General features: G+C 65.8%; 17 protein-coding genes and 1 pseudogene. 10 read left to right on the top strand and 8 right to left on the bottom strand.

Annotation, left to right across the window (positions count from 1 at the left end; genetic code table 11):
• Positions 1 to 58: 58 nt before the first annotated feature.
• The 3 genes and pseudogenes from H0I86_RS32195 to H0I86_RS16260 form a co-directional block, all read left to right on the top strand.
• Positions 59 to 151, top strand: a pseudogene (locus tag H0I86_RS32195) (hypothetical protein); the annotation flags it as partial.
• A gap of 180 nt (positions 152 to 331) precedes the next feature.
• A complete protein-coding gene (locus tag H0I86_RS16265; RefSeq protein WP_180921275.1) occupies positions 332 to 2,746 on the top strand; it encodes a DUF3772 domain-containing protein in 2,415 nt (804 codons plus the stop codon).
• Positions 2,747 to 2,857: 111 nt separating this feature from the next.
• Positions 2,858 to 4,381, top strand: a complete 1,524-nt coding sequence (locus H0I86_RS16260) for a sensor domain-containing diguanylate cyclase (protein ID WP_180921274.1) — start codon at positions 2,858 to 2,860, stop codon at positions 4,379 to 4,381.
• Here H0I86_RS16260 and ptrR read toward each other — a convergent pair.
• Positions 4,378 to 5,253 (bottom strand): putrescine utilization regulator PtrR, encoded by an 876-nt coding sequence (gene ptrR, locus H0I86_RS16255; protein WP_180921273.1) that lies wholly within the window; start codon positions 5,251 to 5,253, stop codon positions 4,378 to 4,380. The two genes, H0I86_RS16260 and ptrR, sit on opposite strands and share 4 nt — an antisense overlap.
• A 101-nt stretch (positions 5,254 to 5,354) precedes the next feature.
• Between ptrR and H0I86_RS16250 the strand changes: the two genes are divergently transcribed.
• The gene (locus tag H0I86_RS16250; protein WP_180921272.1) at positions 5,355 to 6,746 is read left to right on the top strand and encodes an aldehyde dehydrogenase family protein; all 1,392 of its coding nucleotides are present in this window, start codon (positions 5,355 to 5,357) and stop codon (positions 6,744 to 6,746) included.
• Between the two features lie 252 nt (positions 6,747 to 6,998).
• A complete protein-coding gene (locus tag H0I86_RS16245; protein WP_180921271.1) occupies positions 6,999 to 7,856 on the top strand; it encodes an SDR family oxidoreductase in 858 nt (285 codons plus the stop codon).
• A gap of 57 nt (positions 7,857 to 7,913) precedes the next feature.
• On the opposite strand, the gene H0I86_RS16240 is transcribed toward H0I86_RS16245, so the two are convergent.
• The 4 genes from H0I86_RS16240 to H0I86_RS32190 all read right to left on the bottom strand — a co-directional run bounded on the left by H0I86_RS16240 (position 7,914) and on the right by H0I86_RS32190 (position 9,710).
• Positions 7,914 to 8,372 (bottom strand): DUF421 domain-containing protein, encoded by a 459-nt coding sequence (locus H0I86_RS16240; protein WP_180921270.1) that lies wholly within the window; start codon positions 8,370 to 8,372, stop codon positions 7,914 to 7,916.
• Positions 8,373 to 8,380: 8 nt separating this feature from the next.
• A complete protein-coding gene (locus H0I86_RS16235) occupies positions 8,381 to 8,896 on the bottom strand; it encodes a hypothetical protein (protein ID WP_180921269.1) in 516 nt (171 codons plus the stop codon).
• Between the two features lie 8 nt (positions 8,897 to 8,904).
• Complete coding sequence (locus tag H0I86_RS16230; protein ID WP_180921268.1) at positions 8,905 to 9,405, bottom strand: CinA family protein; 501 nt, start codon at positions 9,403 to 9,405, stop codon at positions 8,905 to 8,907.
• A gap of 176 nt (positions 9,406 to 9,581) precedes the next feature.
• On the bottom strand, positions 9,582 to 9,710 hold the full coding sequence (locus tag H0I86_RS32190; RefSeq protein WP_258019326.1) for a hypothetical protein: 129 nt from the start codon (positions 9,708 to 9,710) through the stop codon (positions 9,582 to 9,584).
• 360 nt (positions 9,711 to 10,070) lie between these two features.
• Here H0I86_RS32190 and H0I86_RS16220 point away from each other — a divergent pair, with 360 nt between their 5' ends.
• Positions 10,071 to 10,373, top strand: coding sequence for a hypothetical protein (locus tag H0I86_RS16220; protein ID WP_180921267.1), 303 nt, complete (start codon positions 10,071 to 10,073; stop codon positions 10,371 to 10,373).
• Positions 10,374 to 10,525: 152 nt separating this feature from the next.
• Entirely contained in the window at positions 10,526 to 11,083 is a 558-nt protein-coding gene (locus H0I86_RS16215) for an ATP-dependent Clp protease proteolytic subunit (RefSeq protein WP_180921266.1), read from the top strand.
• Positions 11,084 to 11,139: 56 nt separating this feature from the next.
• Here H0I86_RS16215 and H0I86_RS16210 read toward each other — a convergent pair whose 3' ends face one another.
• Complete coding sequence (locus tag H0I86_RS16210; RefSeq protein ID WP_180921265.1) at positions 11,140 to 11,370, bottom strand: hypothetical protein; 231 nt, start codon at positions 11,368 to 11,370, stop codon at positions 11,140 to 11,142.
• A gap of 311 nt (positions 11,371 to 11,681) precedes the next feature.
• On the opposite strand from H0I86_RS16210, the gene H0I86_RS16205 reads away from it, so the two are divergent.
• Positions 11,682 to 13,049, top strand: a complete 1,368-nt coding sequence (locus tag H0I86_RS16205; protein ID WP_180921264.1) for a cation:proton antiporter — start codon at positions 11,682 to 11,684, stop codon at positions 13,047 to 13,049.
• 33 nt (positions 13,050 to 13,082) lie between these two features.
• Here the strand turns inward: H0I86_RS16205 and xth are convergent, their stop codons facing one another.
• Both xth and H0I86_RS16195 read right to left on the bottom strand, forming a co-directional pair.
• Positions 13,083 to 13,880, bottom strand: a complete 798-nt coding sequence (gene xth / locus H0I86_RS16200) for an exodeoxyribonuclease III (protein ID WP_180921263.1) — start codon at positions 13,878 to 13,880, stop codon at positions 13,083 to 13,085.
• A 131-nt stretch (positions 13,881 to 14,011) separates the two neighbouring features.
• Positions 14,012 to 15,988: a hybrid sensor histidine kinase/response regulator gene (locus H0I86_RS16195; protein WP_180921262.1), complete on the bottom strand. Its 1,977-nt coding sequence runs from the start codon at positions 15,986 to 15,988 to the stop codon at positions 14,012 to 14,014.
• Positions 15,989 to 16,320: 332 nt separating this feature from the next.
• Between H0I86_RS16195 and H0I86_RS16190 the strand changes: the two genes are divergently transcribed.
• Both H0I86_RS16190 and H0I86_RS16185 read left to right on the top strand, forming a co-directional pair.
• On the top strand, positions 16,321 to 16,503 hold the full coding sequence (locus tag H0I86_RS16190) for a hypothetical protein (RefSeq protein ID WP_028684040.1): 183 nt from the start codon (positions 16,321 to 16,323) through the stop codon (positions 16,501 to 16,503).
• Positions 16,504 to 16,657: 154 nt separating this feature from the next.
• Positions 16,658 to 17,116, top strand: a complete 459-nt coding sequence (locus H0I86_RS16185) for a metallophosphoesterase family protein (protein ID WP_180921261.1) — start codon at positions 16,658 to 16,660, stop codon at positions 17,114 to 17,116.
• Positions 17,117 to 17,286 lie beyond the last annotated feature (170 nt).

Below are 17,286 nucleotides of genomic sequence, written 5' to 3'. Positions count from 1 at the left end.
TGACACACTAGCCGAGATGTCACTGACCCAATCTGATTCCTTGCGAATCATTGCCTGACGCCTGGGCTACTCGGAACCCAGCGCCTTCCAGCGCGCGTTCAAGCAGTGGGCCGGACTGCCACCAGGGGCTTATCGCGGTAGCCGGCGCTGAGCAAGCAGCTTCCCCTCAGTGTGTTTTTTCACCGCCACCCCGTTCTCGAACGCCGCGTAAACCGGCATGCTGCGCCACCCTGATCGCCATGGCGGCAGGCCGCCCCAGCGGGGAATTTATGCCGGGATGGCGCGGTCTATGCTCGTCAGGGCTGGTGAACGGCAAAAGAGGACATGACAGATGCGGCGAGAGAGACAGAACCGCTGGGGGATGGGGCTGTTGGCCCTGTTGCTGTGTATTGCGCTGCCGGCCTTCGCGGCCCCGGCGCCCGGGCCGCAGAGTGTCGCCCGCAACCAGCTGCCGCTGCTGGCCGAGGGCGCAGATCTCGAGCAGCTCAACGACCGGCTCGAACTGATCCGCCAGAGCGTGTCGGCGAGCGGTAACGACGAGTTGCTGTCGGACCTGCGCCAGGCCGCGCTGCAAGTGCAGAAGCAGGCCGACAGCCTGATCGCCCTGCGCGCCACCGACATCGAGCGCCTGGACGACCAGCTCAAGGTCCTGGGCCCGCCGCTGCCCGACGAGGCGCCCAGCCTGACCAGCCAGCGCCAGGTGCTGAGCGCGCAGAAAGACACCCTGCTCGACGAAGAACGCCAGGCCAATCTGCTCAGCCAGTCCGGCCGCGACCTTGCCGCGCAGATCATCAACCTGCGGCGCAGCCTGTTCAATTCGCAGATCAGCACCCGCTCGGCAAGCCCCCTCAGCCCGGCCTTCTGGTCCACGCTGATCCGCCCGACCGAGGATGACCTCGGGCGCCTGAACCGTCTTTCCGACGAAGTCTGGACCGCGTTCCAGACGGCGCTGGCCCCCGGCAATCGCGGGCTGCTCATCACCACGCTGATCATGGCGGCGCTGATCTGGGTGGTCGGCCGGCGCCTGCTGGAACGCCTGGCGATCTGGTCGATGATCCGCTGGCTGCCCGAGGGCCGCCTGCGCCGCAGCGCCCTGGCGCTGACGGTGGGGCTGGCGACCATCGTCACCATCAACGCCGCCGCCTCGCTGCTGCGCTGGGGGCTGGTCAACAGCGCAACGCTGAGCGCCGATGTGCTCAACCTGATCGGCCAGTGGCTAACCCTGCTGATCTTCTGCTCCTTTATCGTCGGCCTCGGCCGCGCCATGTTGATGTTGTCGCGCCCGTCCTGGCGCCTGCCGCCGATTCCCGACCAGATCGCCACGGCCCTGGGGCCGTTCCCGCTGATCCTGGCGCTGGCCCTGCTGCTCACCGCCGGCGAGGAACGGATCAACAGCGTGATCGCCAGCAGCCTGGCCCTGACCGTGGCGGTCAACGGCCTGACGGCGCTGGTTACCGCGCTGATCTTTTTCTTCGCCCTGCTGCGCCACCGCCGCACCCGCCGGCGCTTCGAGCTGGAGCGCCCTGCCGGCATCGCCGGGCTGCTGCCCTTCGTGGTGGCGGTCTGGGTGGCGGTGATCCTGCTGTCGCTGCTCAGCGGCTACCTGAGCCTGGCGTACTTCCTCACCGTCAAGCTGCTGTGGATCAGCGTGGTGACCACCAGCGCCTACCTGCTGATCGCCTGCTTTGGCGACCTCTGTGAAACCCTGTTGTCGCCCAAGCAGCCCGGCGGCCTGGCGCTGGCGGCGGCCCTGGGCCTGTCGCCGCGCCACCAGGCCCAGGCCACCACCGTGCTGGCCGGCATCGGCCGGACCCTGCTGCTGTTCACCGCGGCGCTGCTGGCCTTCATGCCGTCCGGGTCGAGCCCGGGGGAACTGCTTCAGGGCTTTACCCAGCTGGATGTCAGCGGCAAATCCCTGGGCAACCTCAACATCGTGCCCCAGGACCTGCTGCTGGCGGCGGCGTTCCTGATCGGCGGCATGTTCGCCGTGCGGGTGCTCAAGCGCTGGCTGAGCGAGCGGCTGCTGCCGGAAACCAACATGGACGCCGGCATGCGCGCCTCGCTGGTGACCCTGGTCGGCTACATCGGTTTTGTCCTGCTGGCGATCGTGGTGATGTCGACCCTGCGGATCAACCTGACCAACCTGACCTGGGTGGTCAGCGCCCTGTCGGTGGGTATCGGTTTCGGCCTGCAGGCCATCGTGCAGAACTTCATTTCCGGGCTGATCCTGCTCACCGAGCGGCCGGTGAAGGTCGGCGACTGGGTCAGCCTGGCGGGTGTCGAGGGCGATATCCGGCGGATCAACGTGCGCGCCACCGAGATCCAGATGTCCGACCGTTCCACGGTGATCGTGCCGAACTCGCAGTTCATCTCGCAGAACGTGCGCAACGTGACCATGGACAACGCCCTGGGCGTGGTCGGCATCACCCTGACCCTGCCCCTGGAAACCGATGTGCTGCAGGTGCGCGAGCTGTTGCTGCAGGCCTATGCCGAACATGAGGCGATCCTCAAGGCGCCGGCGACCTCGGTGTCGTTCAAGGACCTGACCAGCAACGGCCTGATCATCAGCGTCAGCGGCTACGTCGGCAGCCCGCGCTCGGTGTCCGGCGCCCGCAGCGACCTGCTGTTCACCATCCTCGGGCGCCTGCGCGAAGTGGGCATCGCCCTGTCGTCGCCGCAGAACCTGATGCTGATCAGCGACAGCCAGGACAAGGCGGTGGGCGAACCACCGGCCGCGACCCCTTGAGTCCTGGGCTATCGTGACTGGATTCTGGCGACTTTTTTCAACCCGAACGGCCGCTGTCATCGAGGATCCTGACGACAGCCCTGTTTCACTCCAGGCAAGACAAGGAACATCGTGGACGCAAACCCCGACAGCAGCACCGAGGACGTTGCCCTGGAGTCGAAACGACTTCCCGTACTGACGGTCACCATCGCCTTCCTGATGGTGGTCGCGGTTTCGATTCTCAGCATCTATGGCATCCAGGTCATCAACAGCAAGGCCCATGAACTGGCGCAAGCCCGGCTGATCTCCGGCAACCTGGCCTTGTCCATGGCACAACAGGCGACCGATACCTTCGATGAAGCCAACCTGATCCTCGAAGAGCTGATCGAGCGCATCGACGACCTGTCGCCCCAGGCCCTGGAAAAAACCCAGAAGCTGATGAAAAAGCGCGTGTTCACCACCGAGCAGTTGCACGGCCTGTTCTTCTATGACCGGGAAGGCAACTGGGTGCTCACCTCGTTCGACTACAAGCCGCCAAAGGCGAACAACTCGGACCGCGACTACTTCAAGTTCCACCGCGAGAATGTAACCCTGTCCCCCAGGGTCGGAGCGGCCGTGCGCAGCAAGACCACGGGCGACTGGGTGATCCCGTTCTCGCGCCGGGTCAACGACACCCAGGGCAACTTCAAGGGCGTGGTGCTGGCGACCATCAAGATGGACTACTTCGACACCTTCTTCGATCGTTTCAACATCGACGACAAGGGCGCGATCTTTCTCGCCCTGCCCCAGGGCACGATCATCGCCAGGCGGCCGTTCGACGAGAAGCTGATCGGTGCGTCCCTGGCCCGGGGCGAAATCTTCTCCGTGCATATACCCCGTGCCCCCGCCGACACGGTGATGGTCAAGTCGATCATCGACGGCGTCGACCGCCTGTTCGGCTACCGGGTGCTGTACAAGTACCCGCTGGTGGTGGCGGCGGCCAACTCCCAGGAGTCCATTCTCAGCAGCTGGCGCGCCGACACCTACAAGCTGACCGCCATGATCGCCGTGGTGCTGGCGATCAACCTGCTGATCGGCATCCTGCTGTTCAAGCAGGTGCGCAAGGGCCTGTTGGTGGAAAAGCACTTGAAAAAAGCCCGCTCGGTGCTGGAGACCCTGGTGTTGCAGGACGGCTTGACCGGCCTGGCCAACCGCCGCCACCTGGAGCGCAACCTGGAACTGGAGTGGCGGCGGGCTGCCCGGCAGCGCTCGTCGATCAGCCTGATCATGCTCGATATCGACCACTTCAAGAGCTTCAACGACCGCTATGGCCATGTGGCGGGCGACCATTGCATCTGCGCCGTCAGCCGGGCCATCAGCCAACACGTGTGCCGGCCCTCGGACCTGGCGGTGCGCTACGGCGGCGAAGAGTTCGCGATCCTGCTGCCGGACACCGAGCCTGGCGGTGCCTACGTGCTGGCCGAGAGCATCCGCCTGGCGGTACAGGAACTGGCGATCGAGCACGTCGACAACCCCGGCGGCGTCGTGACCATCAGCCTCGGCCTCTACACCTGCGTACCCGCCTCCTCCGACTTCAAGAGCCTGTTGATGCAGGCCGACTCGGCGCTGTACATGGCCAAGCGCGCGGGACGCAACCAGACCGTGCCGACGTCCTAGGCGTCCGGCACCGCCCCGCATTCCTCCAGCAAGCGCACGAAGTGGGTCAGGCTGCGCGAGACCGTGCCGCGCCGCCAGATCAGCCAGGTCTGCAGGAAACGGAACGGCTGCGCCAACTGCCAGATGCTCACCGTGCCGCAGCCCGGCATGCTTTCGAGCATGCTACGGGGCATCAGCGCCAGGCCGGCGCCGGCACTGACGCAGGCCAGCATGCCGTGGTAGGACTCCATTTCATGGATCTTGCCGGGCACCGCGGCATCCTCGCTGAACCAGCGCTCGAAATGATGGCGGTACGAGCAGTTGGCGCGAAAGGCGTAGATGCTCTCGCCGTTGACGTCGCGCCCGCGGGTGATGGGCGCATGCCCCAGCGGCGCGATGATGACCATTTCCTCGTCGAATACCGGCACCCCTTCCAGGCTCGGGTGCAGCACCGGGCCATCGACGAAGGCCGCCGTCAGGCGCCCGGACAACACGCCATCGATCATGGTCCCGGAGGGGCCGGTGGACAGGTCCAGCTCGACCTTGACGTGCTTCTGGTTGTAGGCCGCCAGCAATGCCGGAATCCGCACCGCCGCCGTGCTCTCCAGGGAGCCGAGGGAAAACGGCCCTTGCGGTTCTTCCCCGGCCACCGTCAGCCGCGCTTCCTGCACCAGGTCGAGAATCCGCCGGGCGTAGTCGAGGAAACTCCAGCCGGCCGGCGACAGGCGCAGGCGGCTTTTCTCGCGGATAAACAGCTCCACGCCCAGGTCCTGCTCCAACTGTTTGATCCGTGTGGTCAGGTTGGAAGGCACCCGATGGATGAGTTGCGCCGCCGCACTGATGCTGCCTTGCTCGGCCACCGCCTTGAAGATTTCCAGCTGCACCAGGTCCATCTCATTCTCCAAACGTGAAAGATACGATCTTTATTATTCAGTTTTCATAAACCCTGTACCAGCCTAACCTGCAGCCACTCCTCAGCCCACAGGACGCTGCCATGACCACGGTTTCCAGCCAGACCCACGCCCTTTCGACCAACCCCGCCACGGGCGAGCAGATCGCTCATTACCCCTATGAATCCGCCGAGGTGCTGGACGCCGCCCTCGCCCGCGCCGCCACTGCCGCCGCCCAGTGGCGCCGCAGCAGCCTGGAACAGCGCTCGGCCCTGCTGCTCGCCCTGGCCAAGGCCCTGCGCGACAACGGCGAGAACCTGGCCCGCAGCATCACCCTGGAAATGGGCAAGCCGATGACCCAGGCCCGCGGCGAGATCGAGAAGTGCGCGCAGCTCTGCGAGTGGTACGCCGCCGAAGGCCCGGCGATGCTCGCCCCCGAGCCGGCCCCGGTGCCGAGCGGCAAGGCGCGCATCGAATACCGGCCGCTGGGCCCGATCCTCGCGGTGATGCCGTGGAACTTCCCGATCTGGCAGGTGCTGCGCGGCGCGGTGCCGGCGCTGATCGCCGGCAACACCTATGTGCTCAAGCACGCCCCGAACGTCATGGGCAGCGCCTACCTGCTGCTGGAAGCCTTCCAGCGCGCCGGTTTCCCGCAAGGGGTGTTCGAGGTGATCAACGTCACCCCGGACGGCGTCTCCCGGGCCATCGCCGACCCACGGATCGCCGCCGTGACCCTCACCGGCAGCGTGCGCGCCGGCATCGCCATCGGCGCCCAGGCCGGCGCGGCCCTGAAGAAATGCGTGCTCGAGCTGGGCGGTTCCGACCCCTTTATCGTGCTCAACGACGCCGACCTGGACGCCGCCGTGCAGGCCGCGGTCATCGGCCGCTACCAGAACACCGGGCAGGTCTGCGCCGCCGCCAAGCGCCTGGTCGTCGAACAAGGGGTGGTCGAAGCCTTTACCGAGAAGTTCGTCGCCGCCACTCGCAAGCTGCGGGTAGGCGATCCGCTGGCCAGTGACACCTACATCGGCCCGATGGCGCGCTTCGACCTACGCGACGAGCTGGACGAACAAGTGCAGGCCACCTTGCGCGAAGGCGCGACCCTGCTGCTGGGCGGCGCCAAGGCCGAGGGCCCGGGCAACTTCTATCAGCCTACGGTGCTGGCTGGCGTCACCGACCGGATGACCTCGTTCAAGCAGGAGCTGTTCGGCCCGGTGGCCTCGATCATTACTGCCCGGGATGCGCAACACGCCCTGGAACTGGCCAACGACAGCGAGTTCGGCCTGGCCTCGACCATTTATACCCAGGACCTGGCCCTGGCCGAGCGCCTGACCGCCGAGCTGGAAACCGGCGGCGTGTTCATCAACGGCTATTGCGCCAGCGATCCACGGGTGACCTTCGGCGGCGTGAAGAAAAGCGGCTTCGGCCGCGAGCTGTCGCACTTCGGCGTCCGCGAATTCTGCAACGCGCAGACGGTGTGGCTGGATCGCAACTGATCCGACGCAGCAAAAAAGGGAGCCCGCCGGCTCCCGTTCTTTGCCGGTCCGCGGGCGGTTATCCGGCCATGCCCAGCGCCATCCATTGACGGCTTCGACCACTCGTCGTGCTGGCCGTCATTGCGTTTCAACTTTTCGGCACTGGCTGTTCTCCCAATAGATGCCTGGTCTGGCGCAAGCCCGGACAGTGCGCAAAGGCCTCGGCCATTGCGCGGCCTCCGCCCACACCCGACATCCACAGGAGACACCGCGATGAACCCTTACCCCAAACCACCCTTCCCGCCTCAGGCCCAGCCGGTTCCCGGCAGCCAGGCGAAGATGCGGCCGCAGCCGGACTGCGGCGAACAGAGTTATGTCGGCTCGGGCCGGCTGGCGAACAAGGTCGCCCTGATTACCGGCGCCGACAGCGGCATCGGTCGCGCCGTGGCCATCGCCTTTGCCCGCGAGGGCGCGGATGTGGCCATCGCCTACCTGGACGAACACGAGGATGCCCGCGAGACCGCGCGCTGGGTCGAACAGGCCGGCCGCCAGTGCCTGCTGCTGCCTGGCGACCTGGCGCAGAAGTCGGTGTGCGACAGCGTGGTCGAGCGCACGGTGGCGCAGTTCGGGCGTATCGACGTGCTGGTGAACAACGCGGCCTACCAGATGACCCACGACGAAATCGAAGACATTTCCGATAGCGAATGGTGCAAGACCTTCGACATCAACATCACCGCCATCTTCCGCATCTGCAAGGCGGCCCTGGCGCACATGGCGGCCGGCAGCTCGATCATCAACACCAGCTCGATCAACTCCGACATGCCCAGGCCCACCCTGCTGGCGTACGCCACCACCAAGGGCGCGATCGCCAACTTCAGCGCCGGCCTGGCGCAGTTGCTGGGCAAGCGCGGCATCCGGGTCAACAGCGTGGCGCCGGGGCCGATCTGGACCCCGTTGATCGTCTCGACCATGCCCGAGGACCACGTCAGCCATTTCGGCGAGCAGACGCCCCTGGGTCGCCCGGGGCAACCGGTAGAAGTGGCACCGATCTATATGCTGCTGGCCTCGGATGAAGCCAGCTACCTGTCGGGTTGCCGTTACGGGGTGACGGGCGGCAAGCCGATCCTGTAGCCGTACCGGTGCTGGCGCGCACCTCGGGCAAAACGTCTCGAGGTGCGCCAGCCAGGCTCAAGGGCCAGCGCCCTCGTCATAGGCAATGATCGATATCTTCCCGTTGCGCTCGATGACCGCGAACTTGATCTGTTCCAGGCTCGTCAGCCCCTGGCTGGCGCGGGCCGCTTCCAGGATGTCCGCCTCCACCAGCCGGGCATGGCGCATCCGCCCGCGCAGGAGCCGGCCATGTTCGACGATCACCGTCGGTCCGCCGTCGACCAGGCGCGAGAAACCGTCGGAGCGCAGCTTGAGCAGCGACAGGCCGACATCGATGACGATCAGCGTGACGATCACCAGCACCGCATTGGTCAGGGAAAAATCATCGCCGAGCAAGGCCTGCTGGGTCGCCTCGCCGATCACCATCAGCAGCACCAGGTCGAAGGTGGTCAGTTCGGCCAGGGAACGGCGCCCGGCGATCTTGAACAGCACCAACAGCACCAGATAGATAAACGCCGCGCGCAGGACCGAATCCATGGCATCGCCTAGGGATAAATGAACTGGGAAATGGCCAGTGGCGGCTGGTCGGCCAGGCTGATCCGGCTGTCATAGAAGCCCACCCCGGTGCTGAGCAGCGTCAGGTAGAGCCGGGCCTGGCCATCGGCGTCGGCGCGCAGCCACAGCCGGATGCCGGAGCCGGCGGAACTCGCCCTGAGCGGTTCGGGTTGCAGCGTCTGGACACTGAAGCCTTGCAACAGCTCGCCGGCGATTTCCACCTCGAGCAATTGCCGGGCGCCGCCGCGCAGGTGCAGGGTCAGTAAATCCGTCGAGCCGTTGCGCAGAAAGCGCTGGTACTCCACGCGCAGGGTCCCGTCCGCGCTGCTGATGTCCCGGGTGCTCAGGGGGCCCTTGGAAAACAGCCCGGCCAAGGTCAGCAGGACAATTGCCAGCAGGGCGTACCACCCTGCCCGCTCGAAGCGCCAGACCTTGCGCTGCAGGGCCATGTCTTCCCGGATCGGCTGGCTGCGTGGCAGCAGGTCGTCTTCGGTTGAATCGTCCATGGCCCCTCCTAGCCACGCTCGCCGTTGAGCGCGGCCTGATGAAAATGCGGCAATTGCAGCAGGCCGTGCAGCGACCCCAAGTGCTGGACCTTCTCGCGGGAATCGATAAACCGTTCCTTGCGGGTGAACAGGGCCACTTGCCCGGCAATCGCGAAGGCCCAGGCGAAACACACCGTGCCCGCCGGGATGCCGTCGACATCGTCCGGCCCCAGCAGCCCGGTGGTGGCCACCGCCACCGTGGCCGGGCTGTCGCGCAAGGCGCCCAGGGCCATTTCCCCGGCGACCTCGCAGCTGGTGAGGTTGAAGGTATCGATGGTCTGGCGGCTGACATTCAGCAGGCGCTGCTTGGCCTCGGCCGAATACACCACGTAGCCGCTCTCGATCAGTTCGCCGCTGCCCGGCACCTGGGCCAGCAGGGTCACCATGCCGCCAGCGGTGCAGGACTCGGCGGTGGTCAACCGCAGGCGCTGCTGGCGCAGGTACTCGACAATCCGTTCAACGCCGTTCATGTCGACAGGTTCTGGGGGTTGTTCTGGGGGGGCTGTTCTGGGTTGACCGTTGGCGTTCGCGCACGTTCTATCGAGGTGCGCGGCGGCGCGTGGTCGATGAAAAGGTCTGCTCGCGGCCTGCGGCGGCACTGACAAAAACAAGCCCGCAACAGCGGCGGGCTTGTCTGCGGGACGTATCAGCGGCGGTCATCGGACAGTGGGGTCGGCTCGTTCGGTGCCGGCAGGTCGGGGTCCATCGGCCGCTCCATGTCATCGTCCTGAGGCTTGTTGCGTTCGGCATCGCCGTTGACGTTGGGATCGGTCACCGGATCATTCCGGCGGGCGGGTTGCAGAGGGTCGGGTTCAGGAGTGCGGGGCTCGCTGGGGTCATGCATCGACTGGTTCATGGTGCACCTCACGGCAGGCCCGGTGAATCCGGGCCTTACTGGGTTAGGCACTGGGCCGGGCCAGCGGGTGCGAGGCAATGGATGAGTGGTTGGCCGGCCTGTCGGGGCCCGGTCACCGATTGAAAAACATGATTTTTCGCTGCACGGAAGCGGGGGCGATCCAACGGTTTTTCCGCTGCTTATTTTTGCAGTCCCGCCGCCAGCGACCGGGTCGAATTCTTAACGATGCATGACCAGCACATGGCCGCACGCCCGATTGCACAGCATAAGGAGAATGTCATGAACAGCACCCACCAGCGTTTCCAGATCCGTGCCTGCCGCAAGTTCGCCCTGGAGCAGAACCAGCGACTGTTCAACCAGGCTCGGGCCCTGAATGCCCAGGCCTATGAACTGCTGGAGGATGCGCGCCTGGATATCGAGACGTTCGAGCAGTACCGCCGCCTGCGCAACAAGGCCGAAGCCAGGTTCCGCGAAGCGATCGAACACCTGCGCCTGGTGAAGCAGGCGTTCGCCGAACTGGAAGCCCGGCCCACATCCACGCCCGACAGCGACCCGGTCATCCTCCAGCACACCGGACGCTGAGCCGCTGCAACCTTGACGTTGACGGCCGTGGGTTCAGGCCACGCGCGCCTCCGCCCGTCGCTCCCCATGGGTCACGAAGAAACCTTCGCCGCTGCCCGTGCTCAATCGTAGAGCCTGGGCACAAGATGTGATCCACACTGGGAGGCCGTCCGATGACCGAGCACATCGTGCATTTTCACTGCCAGATCGACCAGGGCACCACCGAACGCTTTCGCGACAGTTGCCTGGAAGCCATCGAGCAAGGCGCCACCTCGCTGCTGCTGAATCTTTCCACCACCGGTGGCAGCACCAACTTCGGCTTCACCCTCTACACCTTTCTCAAATCGCTGCCGGTGCCACTGTGCGCGATCAACGCAGGCAACATCGAGTCCATGGGCATCATCATGTTTCTCGCCGCCAACCGACGCATCACCACGCCGCATTCGCGCTTTCTGATCCACCCGATGAACTGGTATTTCAGCCAGAACTCGGTGGATCACCAGCGCCTGCGCGAATACCTCTCCAGCCTGGACAACGACCTGGCGCGCTACGTGAAAATCTACGAGCTGGAAACCGCCGACGCGGCAACCCAGCTGGACATCTTCAAATGCCTGTCGGCCGAGGAAAAGGTCATCGCCGCCCATGAGTCGCTGGCCTACGGCATCGCCCACGAGGTGCGCCAGGTGGTCTTCGCCGACGACGTCAAGCACTGGAAAGTCTCGGGCGGCTGACCCCGTTGCCCCGGGCGCCAAGGCCGCCCCGTCGCGACGCGACGCGAGCCATGGCCTCAAGCAGTCTTTTCATTGTCCTGTTCCGGGGTTTCGTTGCCCGGTTCGGTGGCGCCCGGTTCGGGCTCGGGGCGATTGGCCGGGCCCTTGGCGGGCTTTTTCTCATCCGCGGCCGCGGCCCGCCCGGGGTAGCCGGGCAACCCGTGGGCATCCTGCGGTTCCAGCGGTTCGGGGGCGCGCGAGCGATCGTTCTGCGGATCGTTGCGCGGATCAACGGGCTGGCGAGTCATAAGCACCTCCGTATCGGTCCGGGCGGTATTGCCCTGTCCTTGTTCGATAGCGCCGCGAGCCTCGGGTGCGAAGCAATGGACGAATGGCCACGGCACCTGCCGTACGGCTCCCCGGCGGAACGTCCGGGCCTGGCAGGCGTCTTCAGCTTGAGGACCCGCTGCTTCGAGCTGGCGAGCGTTCCTGCCTTGTACGTCCGCGCTCATGAGGATCCGTCCATGCCTGTCGTCCCGAGCCCGTTCATGATCGCCGCGCCGCTGGCCGGGCCTGCCCACGCTCGAGGCAGCCTCGCTGCGCGCGACCCGAGGCAAACATGACTTTCATTGTCTGGGTCGCGGTCCTGGGCGCTGTGCTGCTGATCCTCGCGCTGACCTCCTCCTACCTGCGCTGGATGCCCGTGACCACCTCGGTGGTCTGCCTGGCGCTGGGGATCGCCATCGGTCCCGCCGGCCTCGGCCTGCTGCAACTGGACATCCACCAGGCCGCGGGCTGGATGGAGCACCTGACCGAAGTGGCGGTGCTGTTCTCGCTGTTCGTCAGCGGCCTCAAGCTCAGGTTGCCGCTCAGCAGCCGCAGCTGGCGTATCGCCTTCGGCCTGGCCGGGCCGGTGATGCTGCTGTCGATCGCCGGGGTCGGCCTGCTGCTGCACTACGGTTTGCACATGCCTTGGGGGCCGTCGCTGCTGATCGGCGCGATCCTCGCCCCGACCGACCCGGTGCTGGCGACCCTGGTCCAGGTCAGCGACGCCCAGGACTACGACCGGGTACGCTTCGGCCTGTCGGGCGAGGCCGGGCTGAACGACGGTGTGGCGTTTCCCTTCGTGATTCTCGGCCTGCTGCTGACCCGCCAGGGCGACGCCCCCTCGGCCTGGCTCGGCGACTGGGTGGTGTTCAGCCTGCTCTGGGCGGTGCCCGCGGGGCTGCTCAGCGGTTACTGGATGGGCCGCGGCCTCGGCCACCTGACCCTGCACCTGCGGATCAAGTACGCCGACAGCACGCTCTCGCCGAACGACTACCTGACCTTCGCCCTGATCGCCCTGGCCTACGTGGTGGCGGAACTGATCCAGGGCTACGGTTTTCTGGCAGTGTTCGCCGCCGCCCTGGGTTTGCGCCAGGCCGAGGTGCATTCCAGCGACCATGCCCGGGCGCCGGCCGAACACCTGGTGCAGCCGGTGGTCGGCCACCAGCATGTCGATCCGGCGCAGGCGGTGCATGGCGACGTCGAGGCCCTGCAGGAAAGACAGGTCGCGGCGGGCATCATGCTCGGCGACATGCTGGCCTTCGGCGGCCTGGTGGAACGGGCCATGGAAGTGTTCCTGGTGACCCTGCTCGGCGTGGTGCTGATCGCCCATTGGGACTGGCATGCACTGACCGTCGGCGCCCTGCTGTTCCTGCTGATCCGCCCGCTGAGCGTGCTGCTGATCCCCTGGGGCCGCCTGCTCGACGGTCGCCAGCGGCTGCTGCTCGGCTGGTTCGGCATCCGCGGTATCGGTAGCCTCTATTACCTGTTCTATGCCCTCAACCACGACCTCGACCCGGCGCTGGCCGATGCCAGCGCCAACCTCACACTATCGGTGGTGGCCTTGAGCATCCTGGCCCACGGCCTGAGCACCCAACCGATGCTCGCCCGCTACGAGAGCAACAAGAAACGCCGACGCCACCCCGATCGGCCAGCGGCCTGAAACAGCAGCATGCAGGGTGCCAATGGCCCGCGCTCAGCCGCGCCGCTTGCGCGTGCCCAGGGTAATCCAGGCGGGCGCGTGGTCGCTGGCATGGGGCTCGTTGCGCACCCAGGCGTCGACCCCGGCGCTCTCCAGGTAAGGAGCCAGGGCCCGGTTGAGCAGCAGATGGTCGATGCGCAGGCCGGAGTTGGTTTGCCAGTGCTGGCGAAAGTAATCCCAGAAGGTGTAGACCCGCTCATCCGGGTACAGCTCGCGCAAGGCGTCGGTCCAGCCCTGTGCCAGCAGCCTTTGGTAGCACTCGCGGCTTTGCGGCTGCAGCAAGGCGTCCTTGAGCCAGGAGCGCGGGTTGTAGATATCGAAATCCGTCGGCACCACGTTGTAGTCCCCCGCCAGCAGCACCGGGTGCTCGCTGTCCTGCAGGGTCGCGGCATGCTCGATCAGGCGTTCGAACCAGGCCAGCTTGTAGTCGAACCTCGGCCCCGGTTGCGGGTTGCCGTTGGGCAGGTACAGGCAGCCCACCAGTACGCCGTGGACCGCCGCTTCCAGGTAGCGGCTTTGCCCGTCGTCCTCGGTGCCCGGCAGCCCGCGACGGATTTCCAGGGGCTGGCTGTCGCGGGCGAGGATCGCCACACCGTTCCAGGACGCCTGGCCGTGGTGCAGGCTGCCATAGCCCGCGTCTTCCAGGGTCGCCTTGGGGAACTCCCGGTCGAGTGCCTTGAGTTCCTGCAGGCAGACGATGTCGGGGCGCTCGCGCTCCAGCCAGGCCAGCAGGTTCGGCAGGCGCGCACGGATGCCATTGAGGTTGAAGGTGGCGATTTTCAGCGCTTTCATCGGCGATGTTCCCCGCTCGGATCGATCTGCGCCCGGTACGGCGCGCAGAGGCCTTGCTGTCACTGACCAGGGGCCGGCCAGCAAAGTCGTCGCGGCCGACCATCGGTCATCTGTCTGAAGGCTGCACAGGCTTAACCGGCTGTCAGCGGAACACCGGCGTCCGGCGGCTCACCCTTGGGGCTGCCCGGCGTCTGCCCCACCGCTTGCGCCAGGGCCTCGATCAACTGCAATTGGGTGTAGGGCTTGGGTACCCGTGGCAAGGCGGCGGCCAGACCCTCCAGGCGCTGGGAGTAACCGCTGGCGAGAATGATCGGCAGGTCCGGGCGCAGCAGGCGCACGGCGCTCGCCAGTTGCCCGCCGTCCATCACCGGCATCGCCAGGTCGGTGATCATCAGGTCGATCGCCGGGTATTCGGCGAAACGTTGCAGCGCCTGGGCGCCGGACATCGCACAAAGCACCTGGTGGCCGAGGTCTTCGAGCAGCAGCGTGGTACTGGTCAGCACCAGGCTGTCGTCGTCGACCACCAGCACGCACAGGGGCTGCGGCTGCGAGTCCGGGGCCTGCGAGCGGGTCGAAACGGCGCGGGTCGCCTGGCTCGCCAGGGGCAACCACAACTCGGCGGTGGTGCCCTGCCCCTTGAGACTCTTGAGGACCAGCCGGCCGCCCAGTTGCTCGGCCAGGCCATGCACCATCGACAAGCCAAGGCCCGTGCCCTTGCCCACGCCCTTGGTGGTGAAAAACGGATCGGCGGCCAGGGCCAGGGTCTGCTCGTCCATGCCTTCGCCGCTGTCGATCACGCACAGGCGCACATAGTGTTCATGGGGCAGCGCGATGCCGGCGACCTGGCCGCTGTCACAGAGATCGGCCATGAGTTCGATGGTGCCGCCGCCCGGCATCGCATCGCGGGCATTGGTGGCCAGGTTGAGCAGCGCCAGCTCCAGCTGGTTGACGTCGGCCAGTACCGTCGGCAACGACTCGGGCAGGCTGGTCAGGATCGACACCTGGGGCCCCAGCGAGCTGCACAGCAAGCCGTTGAGGTTCTTCACCAATCGCGGCAAGTCCACCGCTTCGGTCTTCAGCTCCTGGCGCCGGGCGAAGGCCAGCATGCGCTGGGTCAGCGACACCCCGCGCTCGGCGCCGAGCACCGCGTTGTCCAGCAGGCGCGCGAGTTTCGGATTGTCGTCGATGCGTTTGCGCGCCAGCTCCAGGTTGCCCAGGATCACCGTCAGCAGGTTGTTGAAGTCATGGGCGATGCCGCCGCTGAGCTGGCCGATGGCTTGCAGCTTCTGCGCCTGGAACAGTGCCTCGCGGGCACTTTCCAGGGCCTTCTGCGCCTGGACCGCCTCGCTGATATCGCGGGTGACCTTGGCAAAACCCAACAGCTCCCCGGCATCGCTGCGGATCGGATCGATGATCACATGGGCGAGAAATTGCGTACCGTCCTTGCGCACCCGCCAGCCCTGCTTCTCGAAACGGCCCTCGCGGGTGGCTGCTTCCAGGGCCCGCTGGGGCACGCCGTCGAGGCGATCCTGCTCGGTGTAGAAACGCGAGAAATGCTCGCCGATGATCTCCTGCGGGAGATAGCCCTTGATCCGCTGCGCACCGAGGTTCCAGCTGCTGACCCGGCCATCGGGGTCGAGCATATAGATGGCGTAGTCGGTGACGCTCTGCACCAGCAGGCGAAATTGCTGCTCGCTCTGCTTGAGGGTTTCTTCGGCGATCTTGCGCTCGGTCAGGTCCCGGGTGATCTTGGCAAAACCCAGCAGTTGCCCGCTGGAGTCGCGGATCGGGTCGATCACCACATGGCACCAGAAGCACGTACCGTCCTTGCGCACCCGCCAGCCCTCGCCCTCGAAACGGCCCTCGGTGAGGGCGGTGTTCAATGCGCGTTGCGGCAGCCCGGCCTGGCGGTCTTCGGGGGTGTAGAAACAGGAAAAGTGCGCGCCGAGGATTTCCGCTTCCTGGTAGCCCTTGAGCCGCCTGGCGCCAGCATTCCAACTGATGACGATGCCCTGGGGGTCGATCATGTAGATCGCATAATCGATCACCGCCTCGACCAGCAAGCGAAAACGGTTCTCGTCCAGAACTCTGCGCGGCTGATCAGCCATATCGGTCTCCGCCAGGCTATTTTTATGCACTCTTGCGCATGGGCCAGTAGGGTCGGTCGTCTGGCCATCGACACGCGATCAACGCAAGTCCGGCCAGTGAGCCGGCAAATGTCGCGCGTCGTTCAATTAGACCGATAGGGCCCTGGTCCTCCAATTGAAAATACAACTCGATCCAACGGGCCCTATAAACCGACTTAATGTTGGACAACTGGCCGCAGGCAATCGATCCCTCGCCACTCGTCGTTCCGAGCGAAGCTTTTTCAAACTTTCTTTGCAGTTCTGTTTCCCAATCTTGCGAGGTGTCAAATCGCTCACTATCGAGGATTGAAAAAATGGCTACCAGCGGAAAAAACCCACTCATGGGCAACAAGGACACTCAAAAACCCTCCCCCGCCGGCAAGAAATCCGGTGGCCAGGGCTCGGGTGGCAACGTCCCCGCCGATCGGCAAAAAGCCCCTGACGCCGGCAAGAAAGGTGGCGCCCAAGGCTCCGGCGGCGGCACCCGGAAAGCCTGATGCCCATTGCCGGAGCGTTGTCCCTGACACGCTCCGGCTTTTGCACGAACCATCCATCTCACCGGCCTGTTCGACCCGCTGATCGTCACGCGCGACAGGCTATGCTTGCGCCACGGCAGAACCCCGTTAAAAAACCTTCGATGAACAACAGCGGATGAAAATAGGCCTGATCTCCGACACCCACGGTTTGCTCCGTCCCGGCGCGCTGGCGGCGCTGCAGGGCTGCGCGCATATCCTGCATGCCGGCGATATCGGCGACCCGCAGATACTCGCCACTCTCGGACACCTGGCGCCGGTGACCGCGGTGTCCGGCAATGTCGACCAACCCCATGCCTGGGCCCACGCATTGCCCCATCACCTCACCGTGCAGCTCGACGGCCTCGACCTGCTGCTCTGCCATGTCCTGGCCGAAGTGCCGAAGCCCCTGCCGCCGGGCGTGCGGGTGGTGGTCAGCGGCCACTCCCATCGGCCGCGGCTGTTCTGGCAGGACGATGTGCTCTATATCAATCCGGGCAGCGCCGGGCCAAGGCGTTTCAAGCTGCCGGTCAGCCTGGGGTATCTGACAATCGAGGCCGGCCAGGTCGAAGGCCACCTGATCGAACTGACGGTCTAGCGCCCCGGTGCCTGCCGGCTCGAGCATGACCGGCTATCGGAGCATGCCCATCGGCCGGGCTTTGCAGGGTCCACACTTAATCCAGATCCAGCGATTGGCGGCGTTCATGACGAAAGCCGTGCGAAGCCACCTGGCCGGGCCGCGTTGCGCCCTCGAGCAGAAGATTCCGT

It is taken from the genome of Pseudomonas chlororaphis subsp. aurantiaca, assembly GCF_013466605.1.
GTDB classification, from domain to species: Bacteria; Pseudomonadota; Gammaproteobacteria; order Pseudomonadales; family Pseudomonadaceae; genus Aquipseudomonas; species Aquipseudomonas chlororaphis_I.
The sequence above is the reverse complement of the archived record's forward strand: the minus strand, read 5'-3'. Positions and strand labels throughout refer to the sequence as shown.